This window comes from Herbiconiux sp. FW305-C-125, assembly GCF_058783455.1.
This window is the reverse complement of record NZ_JBYSYO010000002.1, coordinates 502,365-526,188: the sequence shown is the minus strand read 5'-3', so window position 1 is coordinate 526,188 and position 23,824 is coordinate 502,365. Positions and strand designations below refer to the sequence as shown.

Annotated in this window: 24 protein-coding genes and 2 tRNA genes; 7 read left to right on the top strand and 19 right to left on the bottom strand. The window is 70.4% G+C overall.

The genetic code is table 11. The features are described 5' to 3' along the window. The first annotated feature begins 65 nt into the window (after positions 1-65). A tRNA-Asn gene (locus tag AC3WLB_RS09895) sits at positions 66-138 on the top strand. 270 nt (positions 139-408) lie between these two features. After that, a complete protein-coding gene (locus tag AC3WLB_RS09890; protein WP_492505496.1) occupies positions 409-738 on the top strand; it encodes a hypothetical protein in 330 nt (109 codons plus the stop codon). Between the two features lie 67 nt (positions 739-805). Here AC3WLB_RS09890 and AC3WLB_RS09885 read toward each other — a convergent pair whose 3' ends face one another. Further along, positions 806-1,144, bottom strand: a complete 339-nt coding sequence (locus AC3WLB_RS09885) for a hypothetical protein (protein ID WP_492505494.1) — start codon at positions 1,142-1,144, stop codon at positions 806-808. Between the two features lie 105 nt (positions 1,145-1,249). Here AC3WLB_RS09885 and AC3WLB_RS09880 point away from each other — a divergent pair, with 105 nt between their 5' ends. Both AC3WLB_RS09880 and AC3WLB_RS09875 read left to right on the top strand, forming a co-directional pair. Continuing rightward, positions 1,250-1,972 carry an AzlC family ABC transporter permease gene (locus tag AC3WLB_RS09880; RefSeq protein WP_492505492.1) on the top strand — a complete coding sequence of 241 codons (723 nt, stop codon included), beginning with the start codon at positions 1,250-1,252 and terminating at the stop codon, positions 1,970-1,972. Then, positions 1,969-2,274 carry an AzlD domain-containing protein gene (locus tag AC3WLB_RS09875; protein ID WP_492505491.1) on the top strand — a complete coding sequence of 102 codons (306 nt, stop codon included), beginning with the start codon at positions 1,969-1,971 and terminating at the stop codon, positions 2,272-2,274. The genes AC3WLB_RS09880 and AC3WLB_RS09875 overlap by 4 nt, the downstream gene beginning before the upstream one ends. A gap of 24 nt (positions 2,275-2,298) precedes the next feature. Here the strand turns inward: AC3WLB_RS09875 and def are convergent, their stop codons facing one another. Then, on the bottom strand, positions 2,299-2,865 hold the full coding sequence (gene def, locus AC3WLB_RS09870; RefSeq protein ID WP_022898754.1) for a peptide deformylase: 567 nt from the start codon (positions 2,863-2,865) through the stop codon (positions 2,299-2,301). A 42-nt stretch (positions 2,866-2,907) separates the two neighbouring features. Between def and AC3WLB_RS09865 the strand changes: the two genes are divergently transcribed. The 3 genes from AC3WLB_RS09865 (at position 2,908) to AC3WLB_RS09855 (ending at position 5,285) form a co-directional block, all read left to right on the top strand. Continuing rightward, positions 2,908-3,822 (top strand): DMT family transporter, encoded by a 915-nt coding sequence (locus AC3WLB_RS09865; RefSeq protein WP_022898753.1) that lies wholly within the window; start codon positions 2,908-2,910, stop codon positions 3,820-3,822. Positions 3,823-3,896: 74 nt separating this feature from the next. Continuing rightward, positions 3,897-5,162 carry a glycosyltransferase gene (locus AC3WLB_RS09860; RefSeq protein ID WP_492505488.1) on the top strand — a complete coding sequence of 422 codons (1,266 nt, stop codon included), beginning with the start codon at positions 3,897-3,899 and terminating at the stop codon, positions 5,160-5,162. A 49-nt stretch (positions 5,163-5,211) separates the two neighbouring features. Continuing rightward, positions 5,212-5,285, top strand: a tRNA-Ile gene (locus AC3WLB_RS09855). Here AC3WLB_RS09855 and AC3WLB_RS09850 read toward each other — a convergent pair. The 17 genes from AC3WLB_RS09850 to AC3WLB_RS09770 are packed head-to-tail and all read right to left on the bottom strand — an operon-like array spanning position 5,283 to position 23,805. Next, positions 5,283-6,143, bottom strand: a complete 861-nt coding sequence (locus tag AC3WLB_RS09850) for an amidohydrolase family protein (protein WP_492505486.1) — start codon at positions 6,141-6,143, stop codon at positions 5,283-5,285. The two genes, AC3WLB_RS09855 and AC3WLB_RS09850, sit on opposite strands and share 3 nt — an antisense overlap. A gap of 55 nt (positions 6,144-6,198) precedes the next feature. After that, positions 6,199-7,227 carry a zinc-dependent alcohol dehydrogenase gene (locus tag AC3WLB_RS09845; protein WP_492505484.1) on the bottom strand — a complete coding sequence of 343 codons (1,029 nt, stop codon included), beginning with the start codon at positions 7,225-7,227 and terminating at the stop codon, positions 6,199-6,201. Then, entirely contained in the window at positions 7,224-8,246 is a 1,023-nt protein-coding gene (locus AC3WLB_RS09840; protein WP_492505482.1) for an NAD(P)-dependent oxidoreductase, read from the bottom strand. Before AC3WLB_RS09840 ends, AC3WLB_RS09845 begins: the two co-directional genes overlap by 4 nt. 2 nt (positions 8,247-8,248) lie before the next feature. Next, entirely contained in the window at positions 8,249-9,478 is a 1,230-nt protein-coding gene (locus AC3WLB_RS09835) for a mandelate racemase/muconate lactonizing enzyme family protein (RefSeq protein WP_492505480.1), read from the bottom strand. Positions 9,479-9,492: 14 nt separating this feature from the next. Beyond that, entirely contained in the window at positions 9,493-10,473 is a 981-nt protein-coding gene (locus AC3WLB_RS09830) for a DUF4862 family protein (RefSeq protein WP_492505478.1), read from the bottom strand. A 55-nt stretch (positions 10,474-10,528) separates the two neighbouring features. Then, positions 10,529-11,641: an alanine racemase gene (locus AC3WLB_RS09825; protein WP_492505476.1), complete on the bottom strand. Its 1,113-nt coding sequence runs from the start codon at positions 11,639-11,641 to the stop codon at positions 10,529-10,531. Continuing rightward, positions 11,638-12,642, bottom strand: coding sequence for an ABC transporter ATP-binding protein (locus AC3WLB_RS09820; protein ID WP_492505474.1), 1,005 nt, complete (start codon positions 12,640-12,642; stop codon positions 11,638-11,640). The genes AC3WLB_RS09825 and AC3WLB_RS09820 overlap by 4 nt, the downstream gene beginning before the upstream one ends. After that, positions 12,639-13,640 (bottom strand): ABC transporter ATP-binding protein, encoded by a 1,002-nt coding sequence (locus AC3WLB_RS09815; protein ID WP_492505472.1) that lies wholly within the window; start codon positions 13,638-13,640, stop codon positions 12,639-12,641. Before AC3WLB_RS09815 ends, AC3WLB_RS09820 begins: the two co-directional genes overlap by 4 nt. After that, positions 13,637-14,545: an ABC transporter permease gene (locus tag AC3WLB_RS09810; RefSeq protein ID WP_022898744.1), complete on the bottom strand. Its 909-nt coding sequence runs from the start codon at positions 14,543-14,545 to the stop codon at positions 13,637-13,639. The genes AC3WLB_RS09815 and AC3WLB_RS09810 overlap by 4 nt, the downstream gene beginning before the upstream one ends. After that, positions 14,542-15,501: an ABC transporter permease gene (locus AC3WLB_RS09805; RefSeq protein WP_492505469.1), complete on the bottom strand. Its 960-nt coding sequence runs from the start codon at positions 15,499-15,501 to the stop codon at positions 14,542-14,544. Before AC3WLB_RS09805 ends, AC3WLB_RS09810 begins: the two co-directional genes overlap by 4 nt. Before the next feature lie 13 nt (positions 15,502-15,514). Then, the gene (locus AC3WLB_RS09800) at positions 15,515-17,113 is read right to left on the bottom strand and encodes an ABC transporter substrate-binding protein (protein WP_492505467.1); all 1,599 of its coding nucleotides are present in this window, start codon (positions 17,111-17,113) and stop codon (positions 15,515-15,517) included. A gap of 10 nt (positions 17,114-17,123) precedes the next feature. After that, positions 17,124-17,990 carry a fumarylacetoacetate hydrolase family protein gene (locus tag AC3WLB_RS09795; protein WP_492505465.1) on the bottom strand — a complete coding sequence of 289 codons (867 nt, stop codon included), beginning with the start codon at positions 17,988-17,990 and terminating at the stop codon, positions 17,124-17,126. 21 nt (positions 17,991-18,011) lie between these two features. Then, positions 18,012-18,971 (bottom strand): Gfo/Idh/MocA family protein, encoded by a 960-nt coding sequence (locus AC3WLB_RS09790; RefSeq protein WP_492505463.1) that lies wholly within the window; start codon positions 18,969-18,971, stop codon positions 18,012-18,014. Then, positions 18,968-19,978: a Gfo/Idh/MocA family protein gene (locus tag AC3WLB_RS09785; RefSeq protein ID WP_492505461.1), complete on the bottom strand. Its 1,011-nt coding sequence runs from the start codon at positions 19,976-19,978 to the stop codon at positions 18,968-18,970. Before AC3WLB_RS09785 ends, AC3WLB_RS09790 begins: the two co-directional genes overlap by 4 nt. Next, the gene (locus tag AC3WLB_RS09780; RefSeq protein WP_492505459.1) at positions 19,971-21,533 is read right to left on the bottom strand and encodes an N-acyl-D-amino-acid deacylase family protein; all 1,563 of its coding nucleotides are present in this window, start codon (positions 21,531-21,533) and stop codon (positions 19,971-19,973) included. Before AC3WLB_RS09780 ends, AC3WLB_RS09785 begins: the two co-directional genes overlap by 8 nt. Further along, positions 21,530-22,855 carry an aspartate aminotransferase family protein gene (locus AC3WLB_RS09775; protein WP_492505457.1) on the bottom strand — a complete coding sequence of 442 codons (1,326 nt, stop codon included), beginning with the start codon at positions 22,853-22,855 and terminating at the stop codon, positions 21,530-21,532. The genes AC3WLB_RS09780 and AC3WLB_RS09775 overlap by 4 nt, the downstream gene beginning before the upstream one ends. Then, the gene (locus AC3WLB_RS09770; RefSeq protein WP_492505455.1) at positions 22,852-23,805 is read right to left on the bottom strand and encodes a dihydrodipicolinate synthase family protein; all 954 of its coding nucleotides are present in this window, start codon (positions 23,803-23,805) and stop codon (positions 22,852-22,854) included. The genes AC3WLB_RS09775 and AC3WLB_RS09770 overlap by 4 nt, the downstream gene beginning before the upstream one ends. Positions 23,806-23,824 lie beyond the last annotated feature (19 nt).

The following is a 23,824-nucleotide window of genomic DNA, read 5'->3' as shown; positions in this document are numbered from 1 at the left end:
CCCGCGGTCGATGTCAGGGGCGGGCCGGAATCAGTGATAGTGTATTGAAGCTGTTTCAGCAGCATTCCTCGATAGCTCAATTGGCAGAGCAGCCGGCTGTTAACCGGCAGGTTCTTGGTTCGAGTCCAAGTCGGGGAGCGAAGGCCTCGCGGCTCCACCCGCGGGGCCTTTTTTCATTCCGCCGATGCCCTGAGTACTCGCCGCGTGCGGGCTGCGTTTCAGCGGCTTCGGTCGGCGAGCGGGGACGCGCAGGAATCCGGGCCGGAGCAGCGCGTAGTCGGGCGGTTGCATGAATGTGAGCATGGCGCCCAGCTCGGCATGGATGGGCGGCCAGGAATGCAGGGCGGTCGCCGCCTGAGCCGGCCCACTGCGCCCCAGGTGCAGTGAGCGCCGCCCGAACGAAGCACGGTGCAGCGCCGCGCCGTGCAGCGCGACGGCGGAGATCATCAGTCCCAGTTCGGCCACCGGGCCGATCGGCGTGCCATCGGTGAAGCGCGCGTTGCCGATGCACTCGTGGTCGGCGACGTCGCCGAACTCGATGTACGGGATCTCGTCCCGACCGGCGAAGATCGTCAGCGGCAGGGCGGCACGCTCGAAGGGGTCGATGCGAATCCACCCGGCTCCGCTGTGCTGTGGCACCCGCTCGAGCGAGATGGTGGCGCACTCGCCGAGGTCGGTCTCGAGGTAGTACGCGAACCGCTCGATGCTGTCCACCCGCCTCCCTCCGTGCGCCGATGACCGTCGTGACTCCGACCCTATGCGGAGTGCGGGCCGGCAGCGAGCGATGCGGGCGGAGTTCGTGCGGTCAGCCGGCGATCCGGTGCGGCCGCGTACCGGCACCACGGCCGGGAAGCGAGGGCGGTGCGGCGACCACGGACGCGTCGGGTGCAGCCGCGGCAGGGGCGGCCGCCGCTGCCGCGTCGAGTGCCGATCCCACCTCGATCTCGGCCACCGCGTACCGGGTGGTGGGCCCGATCAGCAGCAGGTCGACCCCGCCCTTGTGCAGGAGCGGAACCAGCTCGGTGTCGCCCCGTTCGGCGATGTCGCGCGCGTGCGCCACGAAGATCTCGGACATGGTCGTCGTGGCGAAGTACGTGCGGCCATGGTGGTGGATCACGCGTGTGTACTGGTGTTCCCTCGGCATCGACGCCTGCTCTCCCTGTTTCCCCGCGATCGACAGTACGCGGCGGCCGATTCAGGCAACAGGGGTTGTTTTCCCAGTCTCGTCGGTGTCTGGCATCATCGGATGATGCCCCGCACCTCCCGTCGAACCCCGGAGGAGCGGGCGGCGCTGCGGGCGGCATTGGCGGTGGGTCTCGCCACGGCGGCGTACGGTGTCTCGTTCGGCGCTCTGGCCACGTTGTCCGGCCTCGACATCTGGCAGACCTGCTTCCTCAGCCTGGTGATGTTCACGGGTGGGTCGCAGTTCGCACTGATCGGGGTGCTCGCTTCCGGCGGGCTCACCGCGGGGCCCTCGGCGATCACGAGCGCGGCACTGCTCGGCACCCGGAACGTGTTCTACTCCATCCGCATGTCGCCGGTGGTCGGGAAGGGTTTCCTGAGGCGCGCTGCCGCCGCTCAGCTGACGATCGACGAGTCGGTCGCCGTCGCCACGGCGCAGCGCACTCCGGCCGCGCAGCGGGTCGGCTTCTGGGCCACCGGAATCGCCATCTACCTCGGCTGGAACCTCACCACGCTCATCGGTGCCCTGATCGGCGACCTGCTCGGCGACGTGAGCGCGTACGGGCTGGATGCGGCGGCGGCCGCCGCCTTCCTCGGTCTGCTCTGGCCACGGCTGAAGGAGCGGCAGACGCAGGCCGTCGCCGTGGGCGCCGCGTTCGTCGCGACCCTGCTCACCCCCGTGCTGACGCCGGGCCTGCCGGTGCTCGTCGCGGCCGTCGTCGCGGTCGTGGTCGGCGCGTTCGATCTGCTCGGCACGAAGAAGCGCGCCGGGTCCGGAGACGACTCATGAGCGCCTGGAACATCGTCATCCTCGCCTCGGTGATCTGCGCGGCGCTGAAGGTCGCCGGGTACCTCATCCCGCCGCGGGCGTTCGAGCATCCGACCGTCGCCCGCATCGCGAACCTGCTCACGGTCGCGCTCCTCGCCGCCCTCATCGCGGTGCAGACCCTCGGGGCCGGCCAGTCGATCCAGGTCGACGCGCGCGTACCCGCCGTCCTCGTCGCTGCCGGCCTGTACGCGTTACGCGTGCCGTTCGTGGTGGTGGTCATCGCGGCGGCGGCTGTCGCCGCCCTCATCCGCGCCCTCACCTGACGGGGGCGGGAAGCACCCCGGCGCTCAGGCGTCGAGGTCGTCGACGCCGGGAAGCCACGCGTTGCCCGGCACGCCCCAGCCGCGCTTGCGCGTGATCTTCGCCACGGCGCGCTCGTAGTGGTGGTCGAGGCGGTCGACGTAGAGCAGCCCGTCGAGGTGGTCGAACTCGTGCTGGAAGATACGGGCGAGCCAGCCGTCCGCCTCGATCTCGTAGTCACTGCCGTCGAGGTCGGTCGCCCGCAGGATGGCGGCCGCACCGCGTGTGAGCGGGAAGCGGGGCCCGGGGAAGGAGAGGCAGCCCTCCGACTCGGTGTCGGGATCGGCCGGCTCGACCGAAGTAGGCGTGATGAACAGGTGCGGATTGATGGCGACCCCCCGGTGCAGCACGTCGTCGTCATCGGTCCAGCTGTAGACGAACAGGCGCAGCGGCACCCCTACCTGCGGTCCGGCGAGGCCCACGCCGGGTGCCGCATCCATCGTCTCGTACATGTCGCCCACGAGCCGGCGGAGCTCGTCGTCGATCTGGCCGACGGGGGCGGCGGGGGAGTGCAGAACGGGATCTCCGGAGATCCGAATCGGGAGAACGGCCATTCGCTAAGCCTAACGGCGGGCCTTCCGGGGTACTGTCGATGAGTGCCTCCTGGACTGTTCGAGCTCAGCGACCCGATCGCACTCGATCCGAAGCAGTTCATCGGCATCCCGATCGCGCTGGTGGGTGCGATCTTCCTCAGCCTCGGCGCGCAGTTCCAGCACCGCGGAGTGGCGAAGGTCGAGGCGAACACGCACGACGCCGACAAGGGGCTGAGCGTCCGCCAGCTGATGGCGCTGCTCGGCCGCCCCTCCTGGGTCATCGGCACGCTCATGCTCGGGCTCGCGATCGTCTTCCAGCTCACCAGCCTCGGCTTCTCGCCCATCATCGTGGTGCAGCCGCTCGGGGCGGTGGCACTCGTCATCACGGCCGTGCTCAACTCCCGCATCAGTCACGTCAACCTCAACCGCAGCTCGGTCATCTCCATCGTGCTGTGCGTCGGCGGTGTGGGAGCGTTCGTGCTGGTGGCGGCGTTCACGGCGGTCGACAAACCGGTGACCACGGCGAACCTCATCACCATCCTCATCATCCTGGGCGTGGTGCTGGCGCTGTTCGGGGCGACCTTCGCGCTGCTGCGCAAACGGTTCAAGGCCATCGCCTACATCGTGGGCGCCGGTGTGCTGTACGGATTCGTGGCCACGCTCGCCAAGGTCGTCATCAGCCGCATCTTCCAAGCCCACTTCGAGTGGCTGACCGTGCTGGCGCTGGCGGGCCTGCTCGCCGCGGCCGCGCTCGGCGGGTACTTCGTGCAGAACGCCTATGCCTCCGGCCCGCCCGATCTCGTCATCGCGGGGCTCACCGTGATCGACCCCCTGGTGGCGGTGGCCATCGGCATCATCGTGCTGGGCGAGGCCTCGCAGGCTCCGCTGTGGGCCATCTTCGCCTTCCTCGCGTTCGGGCTGGTGGCCATCCTGGGAGTGTTCGGCCTGGCGCGTTATCACCCCCAGGCCCAGCGCTAAGGTAAGTTCTTTCAGAGCGAGCGAACGGGCCGAGCCATGAGCGACGCCATCGGACACGAGCAGAGAGACACGGTTTGACAGACTCCCGAGATCCGCACGATCGAACGGATGCGCCCCAGGCGCCCGGCGCGACGAACCGGCCTCTGCGGATCCTGATCGGCGCCGACACCTTCTCGCCCGACGTGAACGGGTCGGCGCGTTTCGCCGAGCACCTCGCCTCGGGCCTTGCCTCGCGCGGGCACGACGTGCACGTGGTCGCCCCCTCGGCCAAGCTGCCGGTGGGCGCCCACGTCGAGGAGTACGACGGCCAGAAGGTCACGGTGCACCGGTTGTACAGCTGGCGCTGGTACCCGCACGACTGGCTGACCTTCGCGTTGCCGTGGCGCATCAAGCAGAACAGCGCCCGCATCATCGACGAGATCAAACCCGACGTGGTGCACTTCCAGTCGCACATCATCGTGGGCCGCGGTGTGTCGACCGAGGCCGAGAAGCGGGGCATCCGCATCATCGGCACCAACCATGTGATGCCCGAGAACATGATGGCGTTCACCGTCATCATCCCGAAGTTCCTGCAGAACTGGGCGATCGGGCTGGCCTGGGCCGCGGCGCGCCGCTCCTTCATCCGGGCGGATGCGGTGACCGCACCCACTCGCCGAGCCGCCGACTTCTTCGAGAAGGCCACCGGCATCGGCAACGTGTATGCGATCTCCTGCGGCATCAACGTCGACAACTACGTGCCCGATTTCACGCCCCGCCGCGAGAACCGGGTGCTGTTCGTGGGCCGGGTGGCCGGCGAGAAGCAGATCGACGTGCTGCTGAAGGCGGTGCAGCTGCTGCCCGCCGACCTCGACACGAAGCTCGAGATCGTCGGTGGCGGCGACCAGTTGCGCAACCTGCAGACCATGGCGCAGCAGCTCGGACTCGGCGACCGGGTCACCTTCACCGGCTACGTGAGCGAGGATGAACTGCGGAAGGCGTACACGCGCGCGACGGTGTTCGCGATGCCCTCCATCGCCGAGTTGCAGAGCATCGCGACCATGGAGGCCATGGCGAGCGGTCTGCCGGTCGTCGCCGCCGACGCGATGGCGTTGCCGCACCTCGTGCACGACGGCAAGAACGGGTTCCTGTTCGAGCCGGGCAATGCGCAGCAGCTCGCCGACCGGCTGGAGCACATCCTGCGCCTCCCGCAGGAGGAGCTCGACGTGCTGAAGCGCGAGTCGCTCTCGATCGTGGCGGCCCACGACATCCAGCGCACCCTCACCACCTTCGAGCACCTCTACCGGGGCGAGCCGGTCACCGATCCGGTGGTGGCGCCGCCCGCTGCCGAGGAGCACGCGTAACCCGCGGTATCGTAGTCACGCGCTCCTCGTGCTTCGCGGCCGAGCGCGCGGGGCGGTAGCTCAGCTGGTTAGAGCAGCGGACTCATAATCCGTCGGTCACGGGTTCAAGTCCCGTCCGCCCTACGAGCGGTCGAGCGCGAGGCCGAGGAGGGTGAGGGCGTCGCGGGCGATGATGCCCTCGATGCCGGCGGGGTCAAGGGGGTCGAGGCCGGGGATGCCGGGAAGCGCCGCGAGCCGGCGCAGACCCTCGATGGTGTCGTTCACCGTGGCGAAGGGGTAGTCCGAGCCGAACAGCACCTTATGCCACACCCCGTAATCCTGCACCAGGCGCAGCGAGTGCCACAGCTGGAACGGCCGGTAGTACAGGGCCGACAGGTCGGCGTAGACGTTGGCGTGCTTGCGGATCATGGCGATGCACTCGCCCTCGTACGGGTGGCTGAGGTGTGCGAGCACGAGTCGGAGCTCCGGATGCCGCATCGCCACCTCATCGAAGTGCACGGGCCGGGCGTACTCCAGTGGCGCCTGGGAGATGAAGGTGGTGCCGGTGTGGGCGACGATCGGCAGGCCGTTGGCCTCGGCGTAGGCGAAGAGGTCGTCGATCGCGGCATCGCTCGGGTCGAATCCGGCGTACATCGGCATCAGCTTGATCCCTCGAAGGCCGAGTTCCTGATGTCCGTGGCGCAGCATCTCCTGCCAGCCGGGCTGGGTGGGGTCGAGGCTCATGAAGCCGACGACGCTCTGCGGGTACTGCTCGGCGAGGGCGGCGATCTTCGCGTCGTCGACCCAGATCCCGGCACGGCGGGCCTTGCCGCCGAAGACGATCGACACCGTGTCGGCGGGGGCTCCGGCCCGGTAGGCCTCCCAGTGCACCGTCAGGTCGACCTCCGCTCCGTCGGGGTGGGCGCGGCGCGATTCGGTGCGGAAGGTGTCGGTGAAGTCCTCGTGGTGGTGGTGCAGGTGTGCGTGCACATCGATGGTCATGCGGTCATCCTTTGCTGTCGGTCGGGTCGGAGGTGGCCGGGCGGGGGCCGGATGCTCAGCGCCAGTCGAAGACGACGCCCATCCAGTCGCCTCCCGGCTCGTGCATGGTGGCGAACATCCGCTCCGCATCGGTGTACGGCACGACGTGGGTGATGAGGTGCTCGAACGACAGCCGGCCCTCCTGCAGCAGGCGCAGCACGGCGCGGCGGTTGCGAGGCCGGGTCCACGGCCAGTAGACGGATGGCACCATCATGTCGGCCTCATAGGTGCCGATGATGCTGAGCTCGTTGCGCAGCAGCTCGGCCTGCAGCTGGATCTCCGCGGTGCCCGGGATGCTCGCGACGAGCGACACGGTGCCGCGTTTGGCTGCCATCTCGAGCGCCGGCTGCAGGATGGCGGGCACCGGCGCGCAGGGGAACACGGTCTCGGCACCCGCGCCGCCCGTGGCGGAGCGCACCGCGGCCACCATGTCCTCGGCGCCGGAGTCGACGAGGTGGGTGGCCCCGCTCGTGCCGGCGCGTTCGAGCCGGGTGGCGACGACGTCCACCGCCACGATCGGGTGCATCCCGGCGACCCGCGCGAGCTGGATGACGAGCTGACCCACCATGCCGCAGCCGATCACCGCCGCCGACTCGTCGATCTGCGGCTGCGCCCGGCGCAGTCCGTGCAGGGCGACGTCGCCGAGGGTGATGAAGCCCGCCTGCTCGCCCGCGACCCCGTCGGGCACCTTCTCGATGTAGCCGGTGCCGTTCGGGCCGCCCGCCGCAGGGTCGAGGTCGACGAGCCAGTGACTCTGGTGGAAGGCGTTGGTCACCACCCGGTCGCCTTCGGTGAAGCCCTCGACGCCGGCGCCCACCGCCGCGACGACTCCCACTTGCATGTAGCCGAGCTTCTCGGCCACCGGCGGCCCGTCGGCCGGGTTCAGGCGGAAGAAGTTCATCTCGGTGCCGGCGCTCACGTGCGTGTACTCCGTCTGCACGAGCACCTGCCCCGCTCGCGGGCTCGGCACCTCGAACTCGACGACCTCGACGCGATGGTCGTTGTGGAACAGGAGTGCCTGGCCGGTAGCCGTGCTGCGGGTCATGGTCGATCCAATTCGAGGTCGTCGGGGCGGATGCGGTTGAGCAGGGGCGCGCCCCCGAGGTGACGGTCGACGTTCTCGCCGAACAGCTGCCAGATGCGGTCCTCGTAGAAGCTGCTGCCCGTCGAGCCGGAGATGTGGGACGTGACGATGGTGCCCGGCAGCCCGAAGAACGGGTCGTCGGGCGGCATCGGCTGCCGGTAGTGGTCGTCGAGGGCGGCGCCGCCGAGCCGGCCGGAGCGCAGAGCGTCGACCAGCGCGCGCTCCTCGACCACCCCGGCCCGGGCGGGATTGAGCAGGAGCGCTCCCGGCCGCAGCCACGACAGCGCGGTTCGGTCGACGAGCGCGACGGTGCCGGAGGCGATCGGCAGCGCCACGATCAGGACGTCCACCCCGCGGTAGAACTCCTCGGCCTCGTCGAACGCGAACCGGCGCTCGGGCACGACGGGCTCGGAATGCGCGGTCCGGGGCTCGAATCGCGGCCGCTCGTGAGCAGATCCGTTCCGGGCCATCACCCACACCTCCAGGCCCAGCGCCTGCATCTGGCGAGCCACCTCCCGGCCGACGTCGCCGTAGCCGAGGATGCCGACCCGACGCCCCGTCACCTCGGTCTGGAAGCGCGCCGAGCGATCCCAGCGCCGCGCCCGCTGGGCGTCGAGCATGCCCGGCAGGTCTCGCGCGAGCGCGAGCAGCATCAGCACGCACCACTGCGCGATCGGGATGCCGTTGACGCCACTGCCGTTGGTGACCGCCACCTCGGCGGGCAGGCCCGTCCCGGCAAGCTGGGCGTAGCCGTGCGACCCGAGTTGCAGCCAGCGCAGGGCCGACATGGTGTGCGCAGCGACGGGCGGGAGGTCGGCGAACAGCACCGTCGCACGCCGCGCGACGTCGGGGTCGAGCTCCCAGCCGGGCTCCGCGGGCGGCAGCACTGTCCAGGTGACCTCCGGATGCCGCGCCCGAAGGACAGGGAGGCGTTCGGCCGCGCCCGGCTGGGCGAGCACCACGTGGTCGGGAACGGGCATCCTCAACTCCGCATCAGCTTGCCGGGGACGCTGGCGAACTCCTCCGCGCCGGGCCGGAACGGATACGCCGCGCGGGTGGCATCGGTCAGGCGGGCCCCGAGACCCGGCTCATCGGGCCGCACGAGCAGCCCATCCTCCAGCCGCACGTTGTCGCCCCACAGCTCCGTGTGCAGGGGTCCGGCAGCGGGCGGCAGTTCGACGATGCCGGTGTTCGGCGCCGCGAAGGCGGCGTGGATGTTCTGCAGGTAGCCGACTCCGCCCGACCAGCAGTGCGGGGCGACGCCGGCACCGTCGACGGCGAAGCGATCGGCCACCCGCAGAAAGCCTTCGATGCCGAGCCAGGCCGCATCCGGCTGAGCGACGGTGAAGGCCTGCCGGTCGGCGTAGAGCGCGAACTCCCGGTAGGTCGAGAGTTGTTCGCCCCCCGCCACGGGTACCGGGCTCGACGCCGAGAGTTCGGCGTAGGCATCCGGGTCGTCGTAGGCGAGCGGCTCCTCGAGGAGGACAAGACCGAGCGGTTCCAGCGCCGACAGCACGGCGGATGCGGTCGCCAGATCCCAGCGCGCAGCACCCTCCCGGTGTCCCATGTGCCCGTCCAGCAGCACGCCGAGCTCGGAGCCGAACTCGGCGCGGAGCAGCGACACCTTCTCGGCCTCCCACTCGGCGGCGGCCACACCGGGTGCCGTCACCTCCGCGCGGGTGTCCGCGTCGAGGTACCCGGTGCTGACTTTGACCGCCGCGAAACCGAGTCCGCGGTAGAAGTCGACCTTCCGCAGGAGGTCGCCCTTCGGCCAGGGCGAGGGGCCACCGGTCGCGTAGGCGGGCAACCGCGCCGGAGCATCCGCCGAGAACAGCCGGTGCACCGGCAGCTCCAGCAGTTTCCCGGCCAGGTCCCACAGCGCCCCCTCGATACCGGCGAGTACGCCCGCGCCCAGCCCGACGCGACCCCAGTACTGGAAGCAGGTGCGCATGCGGGCGAGCGCCTGCGGCACGTCGAGGGTGTCGGGCTCGAACTCGTCGAGCGCCAGCAGGACGGGTGCGAGATACGTCACCACGAGCGGCACCGATTCCGGGAAGAAGTACCCGGCGTAGGTCTCGCCGAGTCCGGTCTCACCGCTGTCGGTCTCGATCTCCACGAGCGCGACGGTTCTGGTCTGCTTGAAAACCGACAGCCAGGGATCGTCGGTGCACGGCCCGGTCAGCAGGACCGTTCTCACGTCGACGATACGCACGGATGCCGCCTCGGTCAGCGCGCCCGGTCGAGCGCGTCGAGGCTGTGGCCGATCATCGCGACCCGCTCCGCGACCCCGCCCTCACGGCCAGCCGGGTAGGCGAGCTTGACGCCGAGCCAGGCGTCACCGCCGATCGCGTTCACTGCGGCGCGCACCTCCGTCTCGGTGAGCAGGGAGATCGGGTCGCCGTGCGGATGCGCATCCGACTGGGCGAAGGCGTTGTGCGCGTCGACCCACGAGCGGTCGAAAACGCCGTTCTGATCGGATGCGCCGGAGAACACGTAGCCGCGCAGCAACCCGGCGGACCGCGCCTCAACGATGTGCTCCACCGGTCGGGCGGCATCGCGGAACTCGATCGCCGAACGGCCCCAGTTGAGCGAGATCCCCACATCGGCGCCCGATGCCTGGATCGCCGCGATCTCCTCCGCGAGCGGCAGGAATCCCTTCTCCGGTGTCTGACCGGGAACGAACGCGTCGCTGTGCTCGAGCAGCACGTCGGCACCCGCCCAGTCCCAGCCGGCGATCTCCTCGAGCGACCGGATCAGCGGCGACCGTGCCGCCCGTGGCGGGCGGGGACCAGCGTGCAACTCGACGGCGGAGACGACCGCCCGACCCACCCGGTCGCCGAAGCGGTGCACGTCGTCGCGGAGCGCCCGCACGTCGCGAATGGCCCGCGCCCGCCCCGCCGCGTCGGTGGAGGCGAGACCGTAGTCCGCGTCGCCACCGGTGACTGTGAGGAAGACCTGTGCCACATCCGTCAGCACGGCGCCGCACCGCGCGGGGAAGTTCGCGAACAGCCACTCCTCGTCGTGCGGATGCAGGCCGCCACGCCAGATCATCTCGAGCGCCGCGATGCGCTCGTCGGCCGCCAGCGCCTCGAGGTAGTCGGCCTCGACGGCGGGGTCCCAGGCGCTCGCCGTGGGTGAGGCGACGTAGGCGCCCACGACGTATCCGCCGAGCGGCAGGGTGGCGGCGGGTGGGGTGTCGAGGGGCATGACCATCCTTGCAGTGAGGGGAGAACGGGGGATCGGGTGCGCGGGCGCGACGCAGTCAGTGCCGGCCGACGACCGGCCAGATGTCGACCACGACGCCGTCGTCGACGAGGTGCACGTGCGAGTGCATGTTGGACAGACCGCAGGCGTGGTTCGGGCGCACCCGGATGAGGTCGCCGACGGCGAGTCCGGGTGCCGCTCCCCGGAGGAATCCGTGTTCCTCGTGCGCGACGGCGATCACGCCGCCCGACTCGGAGACGATCGTGCCGAACCGCCCGTCGTGGTGCAGGCTGCCGTCGGCGCTCATCGCCTTCGTGCCGGCGTCGACGAGGATGGGCTCGCCGCGCTGGGTGCTGATGACCCGCGCCAGCACGGTCGCCGCGGTCGCCTCCGGCGCGATGGTGCCGATCGCCACCTGGTTCTCGTCGCCGTAGACATACGTGCCGGGCCGCGCCTCGGTGACCCCGGGGACGGTGGGTGCGGAGCGCACGCCGGGCGTCGACCCGACCGAGACACTGGTGAGCGGGATGCCGTCGGCGCGAACCGCTTCGGCCACCTCGACGATCAGGCGTCCGGCCGCGAGTCCCGTGGCGAGACGTTGCTCGGCGTCGGGACCGACACCCTGCACCTGCCCCTCGTGCGTGAACACCCCCTCGAGCCGGATGCCGGCCAGGGCGGTGAGCGCTCGGGCGGTCTCGACGGCGTCGTCGGCGGGGACGCCCATCCGCCCGAGTCCGCTGTCGACCTCCAGACGAACGTCGATCACCGTGCCCGCTGCCGCGGCGGCCTCGGCGAGGCCGGTCACCGCCGCCACCGAGTCGATGCCCACGATGAGCTGTGTCTTCGCGGCGGCGGCGAGGGCGGCCTCGATGCGGGCCGGCCCGACCGGCGGGTACGCCCAGAACACGCTCGGGATGCCGGCGTCGGCCAGCGCCGTCACCTCGTTCGCCGTCGCGGCGGTGAGGCCCACGGCGCCCGCGGCGATCTGCGCCCGGCCCACCTCGATCACCTTGCTCGACTTCCAGTGCGGCCGCAGCGCCACGCCGAGCGAGGCGGCGTGTGCGGCCATCTCGTCGATGTTGCGCTGCAGCGTCGGCCGGTCGATCAGCACGCTCGGGCTCGGCAACTGGTCGATCGGCAGGCCGATCAGGTGGTCCCAGGGTGTGGTCATGGCGTCGCGATGCCCTCTCGTAGTCGTGGTGCTGCCAGGTCGAGCGGATGGTGGCAGGCGGCGGCCCGGTTTCCGTCGCCCTTGGGAGACAGCGGCGGCACCACTGTGGCGCAGATCTCGTCGGCGCGCCAGCACCGGGTGCGGAATCGGCAGCCCGACGGGATGTTCGAGGCCGACGGGAGTTCGCCCTGCAGCCGGATGCGCTCCCGCTTCTCGTCCGGTGACGAGGGCGGCGTGGCAGAGACCAGCGCTGCGGTGTACGGATGCACGGGGTCGTCGAGCACCTCGTCGGCGGGCCCGGTCTCGACCACCACGCCGAGGTACATCACGGCGACCCGGTCGGTGACGTGCCGGATGACGTCGAGGTCGTGGCTGATCATGACGTAGGTGAGACCCTGCGCCTCGCGGAGCGACATGAGCAGGTTGAGCACCTGCGCCTGCACCGAGACGTCGAGCGCCGAGACCGGTTCGTCGAGCACGAGCATCTCGGGTTCGAGCGCGAGAGCGCGGGCGATGCCGATGCGCTGGCGCTGGCCGCCGGAGAACTCGTGCGGGTACCGGCTGCCGAACTCGGGCGGGAGGCCGACCAGATCGAGCAGCTCCGACACCCGGTCGCGACCGGCCCGGCCGTTCCACCGACCATAGGCCCGCAGCGGTTCGGCGACGATGTCGGCCACCGTCATCCGCGGGTTCAGCGACGACATCGGGTCCTGGAACACGAATTGCACGTTCGCGTTGAACGCGCGGCGGGCCGACCCGGTGAGATGCGTGACGTCCCTGCCGCGGTAGTGCATCGATCCGCCGGTGGCGGGTTCGAGCTGCACGATCGCGCGACCGGTGGTGGTCTTGCCGCACCCGGACTCGCCGATGATGCCGAGGGCTTCGTGCTCGGCGACCTCGAGGCTCACCCCGTCGACCGCCCGGATCACCCGCTTCCGCCCCGTGAAGGAGCGTGCGGTGAAGTGCACCATGAGGTCGTCGACCGTCAGCAACGCGCTCATGCGACGACCTCCTGGTGGTGGTCACGGAAGTGGCAGGCGCTCAGCCGCCCGTCGACACTCCGTTCGAGTTCGGGCCGATCGGTCACGCACACCGCCGACTTGTACGGGGACGCGCAGCGCGGCGCGAACGGGCAGCCCTCCGGCAGGTCGGTCATGAGCGGGGGCCGCCCCGGGATCGCGACGAGCGGCTCCCCGCGACGGTGCGCCCCCGGCCGGCTCTGGATGAGTGCGGCCGAGTACGGATGCCGGCTGTCCTCGAAGAGCTCGCGTGTCGTCGCCACCTCGACGACGCCGCCGGCGTACATCACGATCACGCGCGAGGCGAACTGCGCGATGACGCCGAGGTCGTGCGTGATCAGCACCACGGCGACCCCCAGTTCGTCGCGAGCGCGAGCGAGCGCATCGAGCACCTGCGCCTGGATGGTCGCGTCGAGCGCCGTCGTCGGCTCGTCGGCGAGGATGAGCTTCGGGTCGTTCACGAGGGCCATCGCGATGACCGCCCGCTGCCGCATGCCGCCCGACCACTGGTGCGGGTACTGCCGGGCGCGGTTCGCCGCATCCGGCACACCGACCAGTTCGAGCATCCGCACCGTCTGGGCGCGCGCTTCGGCCCGCCCGACGCCGGGGTGGTGGATGCGATAGGCCTCGTCGATCTGGCGGCCCACCTGGATCACCGGGTCGAGCGAGGTCATCGGATCTTGGAAGACCATTCCGATCCGCTTTCCCCGCACGCTGCGCAGGGCCCGCGGCGAGGTGGTGGCGAGGTCGTCGCCGTCGAAGCCGATCCGGGCGGCCTGCACGCGCGCCTTCGGCGGCAGCAGACGCATCACCGTGAGCGCCGTCATCGACTTGCCAGAACCCGACTCGCCGACGACGCCCACGATCTCCCCGGGGGCCACGTCGAAGGTGACGTCCCGGAGGATGCGCACGTAGCCGTCGGGGGTCTTCAGCTCGAGGTTCACGGACTGGAGCGAGAGCACCGGCTCGGTGACGGTCATGCGTTCCTCCTGGTGTCGATCGCGTCGCGCACGCCGTCGCCGACCGCCATCGTGGACAGCACGGTGGCGAAGATCGCCAGTCCCGGCGGCAACCACAACCACGGCATGAGGGTGAGCACGGTGAGGGATTTCGAGTCGTTGAGCATGTTGCCCCAACTCGCCTGGGGTGGCTGCACGCCGGCCCCGAGGAAGGACACCGCCGCCTCGGAGAGCACGGCGTCGGCCACCAGGATGGTGGCGGCCACGATCACCGAGGGGAGCACCCCCGGGATGAGGTGGTGCAGCACGATGTAGCGGGTTCTCGACCCGAGCACCCGCGCCGCCTGCACGAACTCCTGCTCGCGCACGCTCAGCACCACCGAGCGGGCGATGCGCGCGGACTGCGGCCAGAGCAGCGCCGAGAACACGATGATGAGCATCGGCAGGCTCGGCCCGAGGATGCCCGCGAACACGATGATGACGAGCACCGCCGGCACCGAGAGCAGGATGTCGATGATCCGGCTGATGATGGCGTCGGCGACCCCGCCGAACCAGCCCGCGAGCGTGCCCACCACCGTGCCCACGGTCACCGCCAGCAGAGCGGCGAGGAAGCCGATGGTGAGGGAGACGCGCCCGCCGGCGAGGATTCGCGCCAGCTCGTCGCGGCCGATGAGGTCGGTGCCGAGCCAGTGCTCGGCCGACGGTGGTTGCCGTGCGTCGATCAGTTCACCGACATCGGGGTCCCAGGGCACGAAGAGCGGCCCCACGACGACGGCGAGCACGATGAGGATGAGCACGACCGCGCCGACCACCGCGGCGGGGTTGCGGAGGAAGCGCCGGAACGCCAGGCGTCCCGGCGGCACGAGCTCGCGACGGCGCGTCAGGCTCGGCCGCATCGGTCGGGTTCGTTCGGTCGTTCCGGTCATCGCACGCTCCTCACGCGGGGGTCGACGAGGGCGTAGGCCACGTCGGCGAGTAGATTGCACACGAGCACCAGCACGGCGACGTAGAGCCCGAAGGCGATGATCACCGGGTAGTCGCGGTTGACCAGCGCATTGATCGCCAGCTGGCCGATGCCCGGCCAGGAGAACACCGTCTCGACCACCACCGCGCCGGCGAAGTACAGCGGGATGTACAGGGCGAGCACGGTGACGAGCGGGATGAGGCTGTTGCGGAAGCCGTGCATCGTGGCGCGGAACGGTCCCGAGCCCTTCGCCATCACGGTCCGGATGTAGTCCTGCCCGAGCTGCTCGAGCATCCCGCCGCGGATGTAACGGATGAAGGAGGCGGCCACCGCGAGCGCCAGGATGCCCACGGGGAGCACGAGGTGCAGGAAGAGGTCGCCCGGCGACGAGTCGCCCGGGGTGTTCATGCCGGCCGAGGGCAGCACGCGCAGCTGCACCGCGAAGATCCAGATCCCGAGCATGGCCGAGAAGAACGACGGGATCGCCAGGGCGATGACGCTCACACTGCTGACCGCGGTGTCGCTGATGCCGTTCCGCCGGACGGCGATGGCGATGCCCACCGGCAGGGCGACGAGGAGACCGACGGCGAGCGCCGTGCCGCTCAGGAGCAGTGTCGGGCCCAGCCGGTCACCCAGCATCTGGGCGACCGGCTGGTTGGTCTGGAACGAGAACCCGAGGTTCCCCGTCACCAGGTTGCCGAACCAGAGCACGAACTGCAGCGGCAGGGGCTTGTCGAGCCCCAGCTGCACGCGTGCCTGCTCGACGAGCGCCTGGCGGTCTCCGGGATTCGCGTCGAGCGGCACGAGCGCGTCGGCGGGGTCGCCGGGGGCGAGCCGCACGAGCACGAAGAGCCCGATCGCGATGACCACGAACACCACGAGACTCGAGGAGAGCCTGGTAACGAGGAACCTCAGCATGGACGCGCCTTCCCTACTGCGAGATGGTCCACTTGTAGGCGTCGGCGAACACGTTCGTCAGATCGCCGTACGGCACGAAGTTCTGCAGCTTCGAACTGGTGGCCCAGACCGTCTGCGGGGCGTAGAGCCAGAGCTCGGCGACATCCGCGTTCTCGGTGAGGATCGCCTTGTTCCACAGCGGAGTGCTCTCCTCCTGCGAGACCACGGCCTGGGCGGCCTGCGCCTGGGCGTCGAAGTCGGGGTTGCAGTAGTAGCCCACGTTGCCGCCGGCCGGGTAGGCGTTCGAGCAGAGCAGGAACGCCAGTGAGCTCGCCGGGTCGAGGGTGTAGGTGCCGCCGCCGGAGAAGGTGAAGTCGTAGCTCTTCGCCTTGATGTCGGCCAGCTGCGTGGCTGCGTCGACCTGCTTGGCCACCACGTTCACGCCGAGCGCCTGCCACTGCTGCAGCACCACCTGGATGGCCTGGTCGCGGTCGGCAGTGCCGCCCACCCATTCGAAGGTGTACTGCTTCGAGAAGTCGAAGCCGGCCGCCTCGAGTCCCGCCTTCGCCTTGTCCTCGTCGTAGGGGTAGGTCTCCATGCCGCTCTTCGGCATCGCCCACTCGGTCATGAAGGAGCTGTTCGAGATGGTCGCCTTGCCGCCGTAGATCGTCGTGATCAGTGCCTCCCGGTCGATGCCGGTGAGCAGCGCCTGGCGCACCGGCGCCGGGAACTTCTCGTCGTTGGCGACGATCCGCAGGAAGCCGGCGGGGTCGGCCGAGGAGATGTCGATGCCCGAGATGGTCGAGACGGCCGGCAGGTCGGCCGGCGCGACCTGCGCGAGATCGAGCTCGCCGGTCTGCAGTTGCGCCTGGGCGACGTCGCTCGTGAGCATCTTGAGGTAGACGTTGTCGATGCCGACCGGCTCACGGAAGTTGGGGTTCTTCACGAGGTCGATCTCGGAGTTCGGCACGAAGTCCGTCATCGTGTACGGGCCCATGCCCACGGTGGGTTTGGCCCAGAACGGGTCGCTCATGAGTTCGGCGGCCGGGATGTCGCCGAGGATGTGCTTGGGCATCATGAACATCACCGCGCCCTGGGCGATCGACGCCAGGAATCCGGGCGATGGGACCGACATCTGGATGACGATGGTGTTCGCATCCGGTGCCGTGATGCCCGACAGCGACTGCGCGGCACCCGACTTGTAGTCGGCGTAACCGGCCACGTTGACGAACTTCGTCTGGTAGGCGCTGCCGACGGTCGGGTTCGCGAAGGTGTTGAGGGACCAGAGCACGTCGTCCGAGGTGAACGGTGTGTCGTCGGACCACTTCTGCCCCTCCACCAGGTGGAAGGTCCAGCTGAGGCCGTCGGGCGACATCTCCCACGAGCTCGCGAGCCGGGGCTCGAAGCTGAAGTCGGGGTTCACCTGCACGAGGTTGTCGTAGATGAGGTCCTCGGTGAGCACCTCGCCGCCGGCCGAACCCTTGAGCGGGTTGAAGGTCTGCGGTGCCTGGTAGAGGTTGTAGGTGGCCGACGTCGGGCCCGACGCGGTGGGTGACGGCGAGCCGCCGGTGCAGCCTGCGAGCAGGACCGCGGCGGCGGCCACGGCGGCGCCGGCGATGTAGCGATAACGCATGTGCTTCTCCTTAGCTGTGCTGGATGTGACGTGGTGCGATGACGGGCGTGCTGAGTGCACCGAGACCCTTCACCTCGGCGACCATGTGGTCGCCCGGGGCGAGGAAGACACCGGTGGTGGCGCCGACCCCGGCGGGGGTTCCGGTGAGGATGACGTCTCCGGGCCGGAGCGTCATGAGCCGAGAGCAGAACGACACGAGCTTGGCGACGCTGTGCACCATGTCGCGGGTCGATCCGTCTTGCTTCACCTCGCCGTTGACGCTCAGGGTGAGCGTCAGGTCCTGCGGGTCGGGCACCTCGTCGACGGTGACGAGGTAGGGCCCGATCGGTGCGGAGCCGTCCAGCCACTTGCCCTCGAGCCAGTCGAAGAACCCGGTCCACGCCTCGCCGTCCCGCTCGGCGCCGAGCTCCAGGCTGCGGGCGGAGAGGTCGTTGCTGGTCGAGTAGCCGAAGACGTGGTCGAGGGCATCCGCTTCGTCGACCCGCTTCGCCTCACGGCCGATCCAGACCGCGATCTCGACTTCCCAGTCGAGCTGGCGGGTGATCGGGTCGAGCTCGACCGGCTCGTCCGGTCCGATGACCGCGGTGTCGGGCTTCAGGAAGATGCGCGGGGTTGCGATCGACCGCTCGCGCTCCTTCGCCCCCGACTCGGTGACGTGCGACTGGTAGTTCGCGGCCACGCAGAGCACCTTGCCGGGCACGAGCACGGGGGAGAGAATGCGGGTGCCGGCCAGCGGTACGCGCTCACCGCCCTCGGCGCGGGTCTCCGACCCGGCGACCACCGCGGTCAGGTCGCCGGGGCCGGTCGTCACGATGTCGTCGCCGTCGAGGTAGCCGTGTCGCACCTGTCCGTGCTGATCGAATGTGAGCCATTTCATGGGGGACGGATCCTTTCGGGTTCACCAGGTGACGGAGACAGCGGTGCCGGTCGCGGCCGATTCGGCCATGCCGTCGAGCGCGCGGGAGAGGGTGACGAAGTCGCTTGCCGACGCCGGCCGGGCGGCGCCGCGGATGATCGACGCGAACATCTGCAGGTGGCGCACCGCCGAGCCGCCGGCGTAGGGCACCGCAGTAGTGCCGTCGACCGTGCGGACCTCGAGCGCGGGTTTGGTGAGATCGGCGTCGACGAAGCCGTGGGTGCCGATGACGCGCAGGTGCAGCCGGAGCTGGCGGGGGAGCGATGCTCCGGCGCAGGACCGGGAGATGTGGTGGCTGAGCACCACACCCCGATCGGTCTTGCCGAGGAAGGTGCGCGGTCCGCCGTCGGCGCCGCCGTGGGCCTGCAGCCGCACCGTCGCGGGGCCGGTGAGCATCCGCATCGCGTCGATGAGGTGCACTCCGAGGTTGCGCAACTCGTCGGCCTGGCTCTCGCCGCCGCCGGTGACCATGTCGGCGTGCACGGCGCGCAGGAGCCCGATCTCGGCACCGCGCACTGCGGTGAGCACCCGGGTGAAGCCCGGATGGGAGAGCAGGTGGTGGCCGGGCAGCACCGGCAGGGTTCCTGCGGCGGCCGCGAACGCCTCGAGTTCGGTGGTGCTGTCGAGCGTCGGCTTGTCGAGCAGAACCGGTACCTGCTGCGCGACGGCGTACTCGGCGAACGCCCTGCGAGCCTCGCCCCGCAGGCACACGATCGCACCGGCGGCCGGGGTGTCGGGCGTCTCCGAGACCTGCAGCGCGAGGCCGAGGTCGTCGGCCAGCGATCGGCCGCGATCGATCGCCGCCTGCTCGGAGCCGGTCGGCAGCCAGACCACGGTTGCGGCGAGGCCGGCCGCGGCGAGCGCGGGCGCCCACATCTCCGCCTGGTGGTTCTGGGTGCCGACACCGACCGTGCCGGCGAGGAGCACGGGCAGGGCGCTCATGCTGCGGCTCCGATCCGTACCGTCTCGCCGGTGGCCAGCGACTCCTCGCTGGCGGCCGCGACGTCCACGGCGTGCACGGCGAACGCGACGGGCGGCTCGACCGCGGCCCGGCCCTGCGCGGCCGCGACGAACGAGTCGAGTTCGCGATCGAACGTGGCCGGCGCGACACCGTCGGGACCCCACTGGGCGAGCCCGTGGTCGAGCCACGCGAGCACGCCCTCGGCATCCCAGTCGCGCGAGACCACACCCGAGGTGCCGACGACCGTGATCTCTGCGTAGGCGGCGCCCCGCGGGTTGTCGCCGCGGCTGATCTCGCAGATCGCGGATGCGCCCGACGGGAAGCCGAGGCCGATCACCAGATAGTCGAAGATCTGCAGCGCCTCGCTCGTGGCGTGCTGCCCTGTGGCGAAGACTGAGTCGGCCTGCTCGCCCAGCCACCAGGCCGCGAGGTCGGTGAGATGCACGCCGTTGTGGAAGGAGTGCCCGCCGGAGAGCTCGGGGTTCAGCACCCAGTGCTGCCAGCCCGGCCAGATCCAGCCGCCGTTCATCGCGATCCGCACGAAGCGGGGCGTGCCGACCGCGCCGGAGTCGATGACCTCCCTTATGGCCAGGGACTGGGCCGAGAACCGGTGGCTGTGCCCGACCATGAGGGTGAGGCCACGGTCCGCCGCGTCCTCCGCCACCGAACGGGCACCAGCCGGCGACATCGCGAGTGGTTTCTCCATCAGGAGGTGCTTGCCGGCGGCGAGCACCTGGTGCCCGAGCTCCTCGTGCGTGAGATTCGGGGTGCAGCAGATCACCGCGTCGACGCCGGGAGCGGCCAGCAGCTCGGCGACGGAGCCGTAGGCGGCGCAACCCTCCCGCTCGGCCACCCGCTGTGCGCGTTCCACGACCACGTCGCACACGGCGATCAGCCGCGCGTCGGTGCTCGTGCGGAGCGCGGCCAGGTGACTGTCGGCGATCCCGCCGACACCGATGATGCCGATGCCCAGAGGCTGGTCAGACATCCGTTCCCTTTCTGATGAGTGTTCCGGGGCGGGCGGCGGTCTGCTCGCCGTGCGAGAGCACCGCGACACCGCCCACGAAGACGTGGTCGAGGCCGACCGAGGTGGCGCTGGGGTCGGCGAAGGTCGCCGGTGAGTCGAACCGTTCGTCGTCCAGCACCACGAGGTCGGCGCGCAGGCCCGCCGCGATGCCGCTGCGCAGACCAACCCGGTCGGCCGGCGCGGTCGTCATCCGTCGCACGACCTCGCCGATCGGGAGACCCAGCCTGCGGAGGTAGCGGTAGCCGCGGGAGAACGCGCCCCACGAACGCGGATGCGGCACCGACGCCGTGTGCGAGGCGTCGAGCGCGGTGCCGTCCGAGGCGATGCTCACCCAGGGCGTGCGCAGCGCCGAGTCGATGTCGGCCCAGCGGCCGCTCTCCATCGCGGCGTCGACGAGCCCGTCGTTGGCGAGCAGCAGCTCGACCAGGTAGTCGAACGGATCGCCCGGGGCGGCGTTGAGATCGTGACCCACCGCATCGGGCGTGTTCGTGGCCTTCATGATGATGATCTGCTCGTTCGTGAAGCCGGATGCGCGCAACAGCGCCGCGACGCCTCTCGGGTCGGCGCGGCACGCCTCCACCACTGCGTCGGGACCGGCTGCTCGCAGCTCCGTGGGGAGCAGCTGCACGATCTCGGTGTGCCCGTGCACGTAGGGGTAGAGATCGCCCGCGACGTCGACGTCTGCCCGCAGCCGCTCGACGTGGGCGAGAACTCCCTCGAACCCGTCCTCCCGGCCGACCGCTCGCAGGTGCGAGATCTGGAGTCGGCCGCCCGCACGGCCCACGGGTCCGGCGAGCTCGTCGACCGCCGCGTACTGACGGCTCGGCACGTAGTCGCGCAGGTGCGCCGAGAGCACGCCGTCGCGGCGGGCGACGACCCGGGCCAGGTGCTCGAACTCCACGGCCGTCCCCGACTCGCCCGGGGCGTACATGAGGCCGACGCTCGCACCGACCACACCGGCGTCGAAGGCCTCTTCCACGTCGCGCTCCAGCGCGATCAGCTCGCCGGCGCTGAGCGCTCGCGCCTCGACGCCCGCGCGGGCGAAGCGCAGCGCGCCATGCCCCACCTGTGCGGCCACGTTGGTGGCGGTCGGCGCGTCGTCGAGAGCCTGGAGCCAACCGGGCACGTCGTTCCACGACCAGGCCAGCTCGGGGGTGACGTCGATCACGCTGATCACCCCCTTGAGACCGTGGAGGTCGGCATTGCCGGGGGCCGGGCTCATGCCGCAATTGCCCACGACCTCCGTGGTGATGCCCTGGGTGACCCGGCTGGCGTTGCCCGGGTAGGCCAGCAGGCTGATGTCGGAGTGGCAGTGGATGTCGACGAAACCGGGCGCGACGATCCGTCCGGTCACGTCGAGGAGCTCGGCGGCGTAGCCGCCGGCCGGTCGCTCCGCCGCCGGCACGATCGCCTCGATGCGGCCGTCGGCGACGAGGACGTCGGCCGGCTGTGCCTGGTCGCCGAAGCCGTCGGCGACCACGCCGCCGACCAGCGCCATCCGCTGTGCCGTCGTCACGCCCGCTCCCGGAGACTGCGGAACAGGCCCTCTTCGGCCATGGCGCCGAGCACGTCGTCGGCCTGCTCGAGCGTGCGGTCGACGTCGGCCTCGGTGTGGGCGAGCGAGATGTGGTTGCGCTTCAGCGACATCGGGTACATGAAGGAGCCCTGCTCGATCATCCGCCGGTGGAAGGTGGCGTACGCCTCGTCGTCGTTGCGCAGCAGGTCGCGGTAGCCGTGCACCTCGCCGTCGAGGAAGTAGGTGACGAAGACCGATCCGACGCCGGTGACGACGGCGGGGATGCCGTGGTCGGCGGTGATGCGCGTGAGGCCTTCGCGCATCCGGTCGCCGAGCCGGCGCACGTGGCCGTAGAAGTCGACCACGGGGTCGGCCAGCACGCCGATCGTGGCGACGGCGGCCGCCATCGACATCGCGTTTCCGTTGAAGGTGCCCGCGAGCATCACGCCACCGCCGGCCGAACTGAAGTTGTTCATCAGCTCGGCCGAGCCGGCGAGGCCCGCCACCGGGTAGCCGTTGCCCATCGATTTGCCGAAGGTGGTGAGGTCGGGCGTCACCCCGGCCAGCTCCTGGTAGCCGCCGAGCGCGTGCCGGAACCCGGTGATGACCTCGTCGAAGATGAGGACGGAACCCTCGCGCGTCGCGATCGCGCGCAGCCCCTCGAGGAAGCCCGGGTCGGGCAGCAGTGCGCCGACGTTGTGCGGCACCGGCTCCACGATGATCGCCGCGATCTCGCCCGGGTGCTGCGCGAAGTGCTCCTCGACGGAGGCCAGGTCGTTGAACTCGGCGATCAGGGTGTGGGCGAGCGCGTCGGGCAGGATGCCGGTCGAGTTCGCGTCGTCGCCCCATGCCTTGTCGGGCGCGGAGATGACGTTGCGCGCGACCGCGTCGTAGGAGCCGTGGAAGCATCCCTGGAACTTCAGGATGTACGGCCGCCCGGTCGCCCCCCGCGCCAGCCGCAGGGCCTGGAACACCGACTCGGAACCGCTCATCGTTGAGATGACGACCTCGGCGCTCGGAATGGCGTCGATCACGAGCCGCGCGGCCTCGACCTCGAGCTCGGTGGTGCCGAGGCCGACGAGGTCGAGCTGCTGCACGGCCCGCACCACGGCATCGTTGACGCGCTCGTCGACATGACCGAGCAGGATGGCCCCGAACGCGGCGTGGTAGTCGGTGTAGCTGCGGCCGTCGAGGTCGGTGATGGTCGCGCCGTGCGCCGACCGCCACGCCCAGGGGGAGCCGATGCGCCGGGTGGCGGAGTTCACCCCACCGGGGACGATGCGCTCGGCTTCGTCGGCGAGGGTCTGTGCGGCGGATGTCACGAGTGCTCCAGTCGGTTCTGTTCGGTTCGGACGAGGGTGCGGAGTTCGTCGGCGTGCGCATCGACGAGGCGGGTGGTGATGGGGTCGAGCCGGAAGCCGATCGGTCCGCGCATCCGGTCGTCGGGGATGACGCCCTGGCGCACGAGGAGGTGCTTGCCGAAGGCGACGTAACCGTCGAGGCCCTGCACCATCGCCATCATCGCGGTGAGGGTGCGCGTGATGGCCAAGGCGGATGCGTCGTCGCCGCTGTCGAGCGCGTCGACCAGCGCGCGGATGGCCCAGGTGAGATCGGGCCCGGGCATGGTGCCCACGATGCCGCGCAGGTGCGCATCCATCAGCGAGACCCCGCCGCTGCCGTCGAAGATGCGCGCCGTTCCGCCGGAGGCGGCGAGGATGGCCGAGACGGTGGGGCCGATCGGCTCGGCCTCGGGCTTGAGCAGGAGCCGGTCGGCCCCGAAGTCGCGCACCAGGTCGCCCTGCACCTCCGGCGCGATCGGCGCGCCGACGTACGAACTGGCGTCCTGCAGTACGAGCGGCAGCCCGCCGGTCGCCTCGGCGATCGCCTCGAGATGCTCGCGCAATTCGCCGATCGACAGCGGGCCGCTGCTGAGCAGGGGCGGCGCCACCATGACGGCGGCTGCTCCGTCGTCGACCGCACGGTGGGTGAACTCGAGTGCGGTGACAGTGCTCTCGGCGCCCACGCTCACGACGACCGGCCCGCGCCCGCGAGCGAACTCCACCGCGGCGGCGTTGAGGGCGCAGCGCTCTTCGAAGGAGAGCCGGTTGATCTCGGACACCATCGCCACCGTGAGACCGTCGGCGCCGTTGGCGAAGAGCCAGTCCACCTCGTCGGCGAGAGCACCGCGGTCGATCGTCCAGTCCGCGGCGAACGGGGTCATGATCACCGGCAGAACGCCCTCGAGAGGCGTTTCGGGTGCAACTGTCGACACTGCGATGGCTCCATTGCTG

What these genes read in the sequence shown, in the direction of transcription:
- AC3WLB_RS09805 (WP_492505469.1), bottom strand. Translation starts at nt 15,501, where the DNA reads ATGCTGAGGTTCCTCGTTACCAGGCTCTCCTCGAGTCTCGTGGTGTTC.
- AC3WLB_RS09820 (WP_492505474.1), bottom strand. Translation starts at nt 12,642, where the DNA reads ATGAGCGCGTTGCTGACGGTCGACGACCTCATGGTGCACTTCACCGCA.
- def (WP_022898754.1), bottom strand. Translation starts at nt 2,865, where the DNA reads ATGGCCGTTCTCCCGATTCGGATCTCCGGAGATCCCGTTCTGCACTCC.
- AC3WLB_RS09795 (WP_492505465.1), bottom strand. Translation starts at nt 17,990, where the DNA reads ATGAAATGGCTCACATTCGATCAGCACGGACAGGTGCGACACGGCTAC.
- AC3WLB_RS09850 (WP_492505486.1), bottom strand. Translation starts at nt 6,143, where the DNA reads ATGACCATCGATGTGCACGCACACCTGCACCACCACCACGAGGACTTC.
- AC3WLB_RS09810 (WP_022898744.1), bottom strand. Translation starts at nt 14,545, where the DNA reads ATGACCGGAACGACCGAACGAACCCGACCGATGCGGCCGAGCCTGACG.
- AC3WLB_RS09790 (WP_492505463.1), bottom strand. Translation starts at nt 18,971, where the DNA reads ATGAGCGCCCTGCCCGTGCTCCTCGCCGGCACGGTCGGTGTCGGCACC.
- AC3WLB_RS09800 (WP_492505467.1), bottom strand. Translation starts at nt 17,113, where the DNA reads ATGCGTTATCGCTACATCGCCGGCGCCGCCGTGGCCGCCGCCGCGGTC.
- AC3WLB_RS09875 (WP_492505491.1), top strand. Translation starts at nt 1,969, where the DNA reads ATGAGCGCCTGGAACATCGTCATCCTCGCCTCGGTGATCTGCGCGGCG.
- AC3WLB_RS09830 (WP_492505478.1), bottom strand. Translation starts at nt 10,473, where the DNA reads ATGCCCCTCGACACCCCACCCGCCGCCACCCTGCCGCTCGGCGGATAC.
- AC3WLB_RS09880 (WP_492505492.1), top strand. Translation starts at nt 1,250, where the DNA reads ATGCCCCGCACCTCCCGTCGAACCCCGGAGGAGCGGGCGGCGCTGCGG.
- AC3WLB_RS09845 (WP_492505484.1), bottom strand. Translation starts at nt 7,227, where the DNA reads ATGACCCGCAGCACGGCTACCGGCCAGGCACTCCTGTTCCACAACGAC.
- AC3WLB_RS09815 (WP_492505472.1), bottom strand. Translation starts at nt 13,640, where the DNA reads ATGACCGTCACCGAGCCGGTGCTCTCGCTCCAGTCCGTGAACCTCGAG.
- AC3WLB_RS09840 (WP_492505482.1), bottom strand. Translation starts at nt 8,246, where the DNA reads ATGCCCGTTCCCGACCACGTGGTGCTCGCCCAGCCGGGCGCGGCCGAA.
- AC3WLB_RS09785 (WP_492505461.1), bottom strand. Translation starts at nt 19,978, where the DNA reads ATGTCTGACCAGCCTCTGGGCATCGGCATCATCGGTGTCGGCGGGATC.
- AC3WLB_RS09885 (WP_492505494.1), bottom strand. Translation starts at nt 1,144, where the DNA reads ATGCCGAGGGAACACCAGTACACACGCGTGATCCACCACCATGGCCGC.
- AC3WLB_RS09825 (WP_492505476.1), bottom strand. Translation starts at nt 11,641, where the DNA reads ATGACCACACCCTGGGACCACCTGATCGGCCTGCCGATCGACCAGTTG.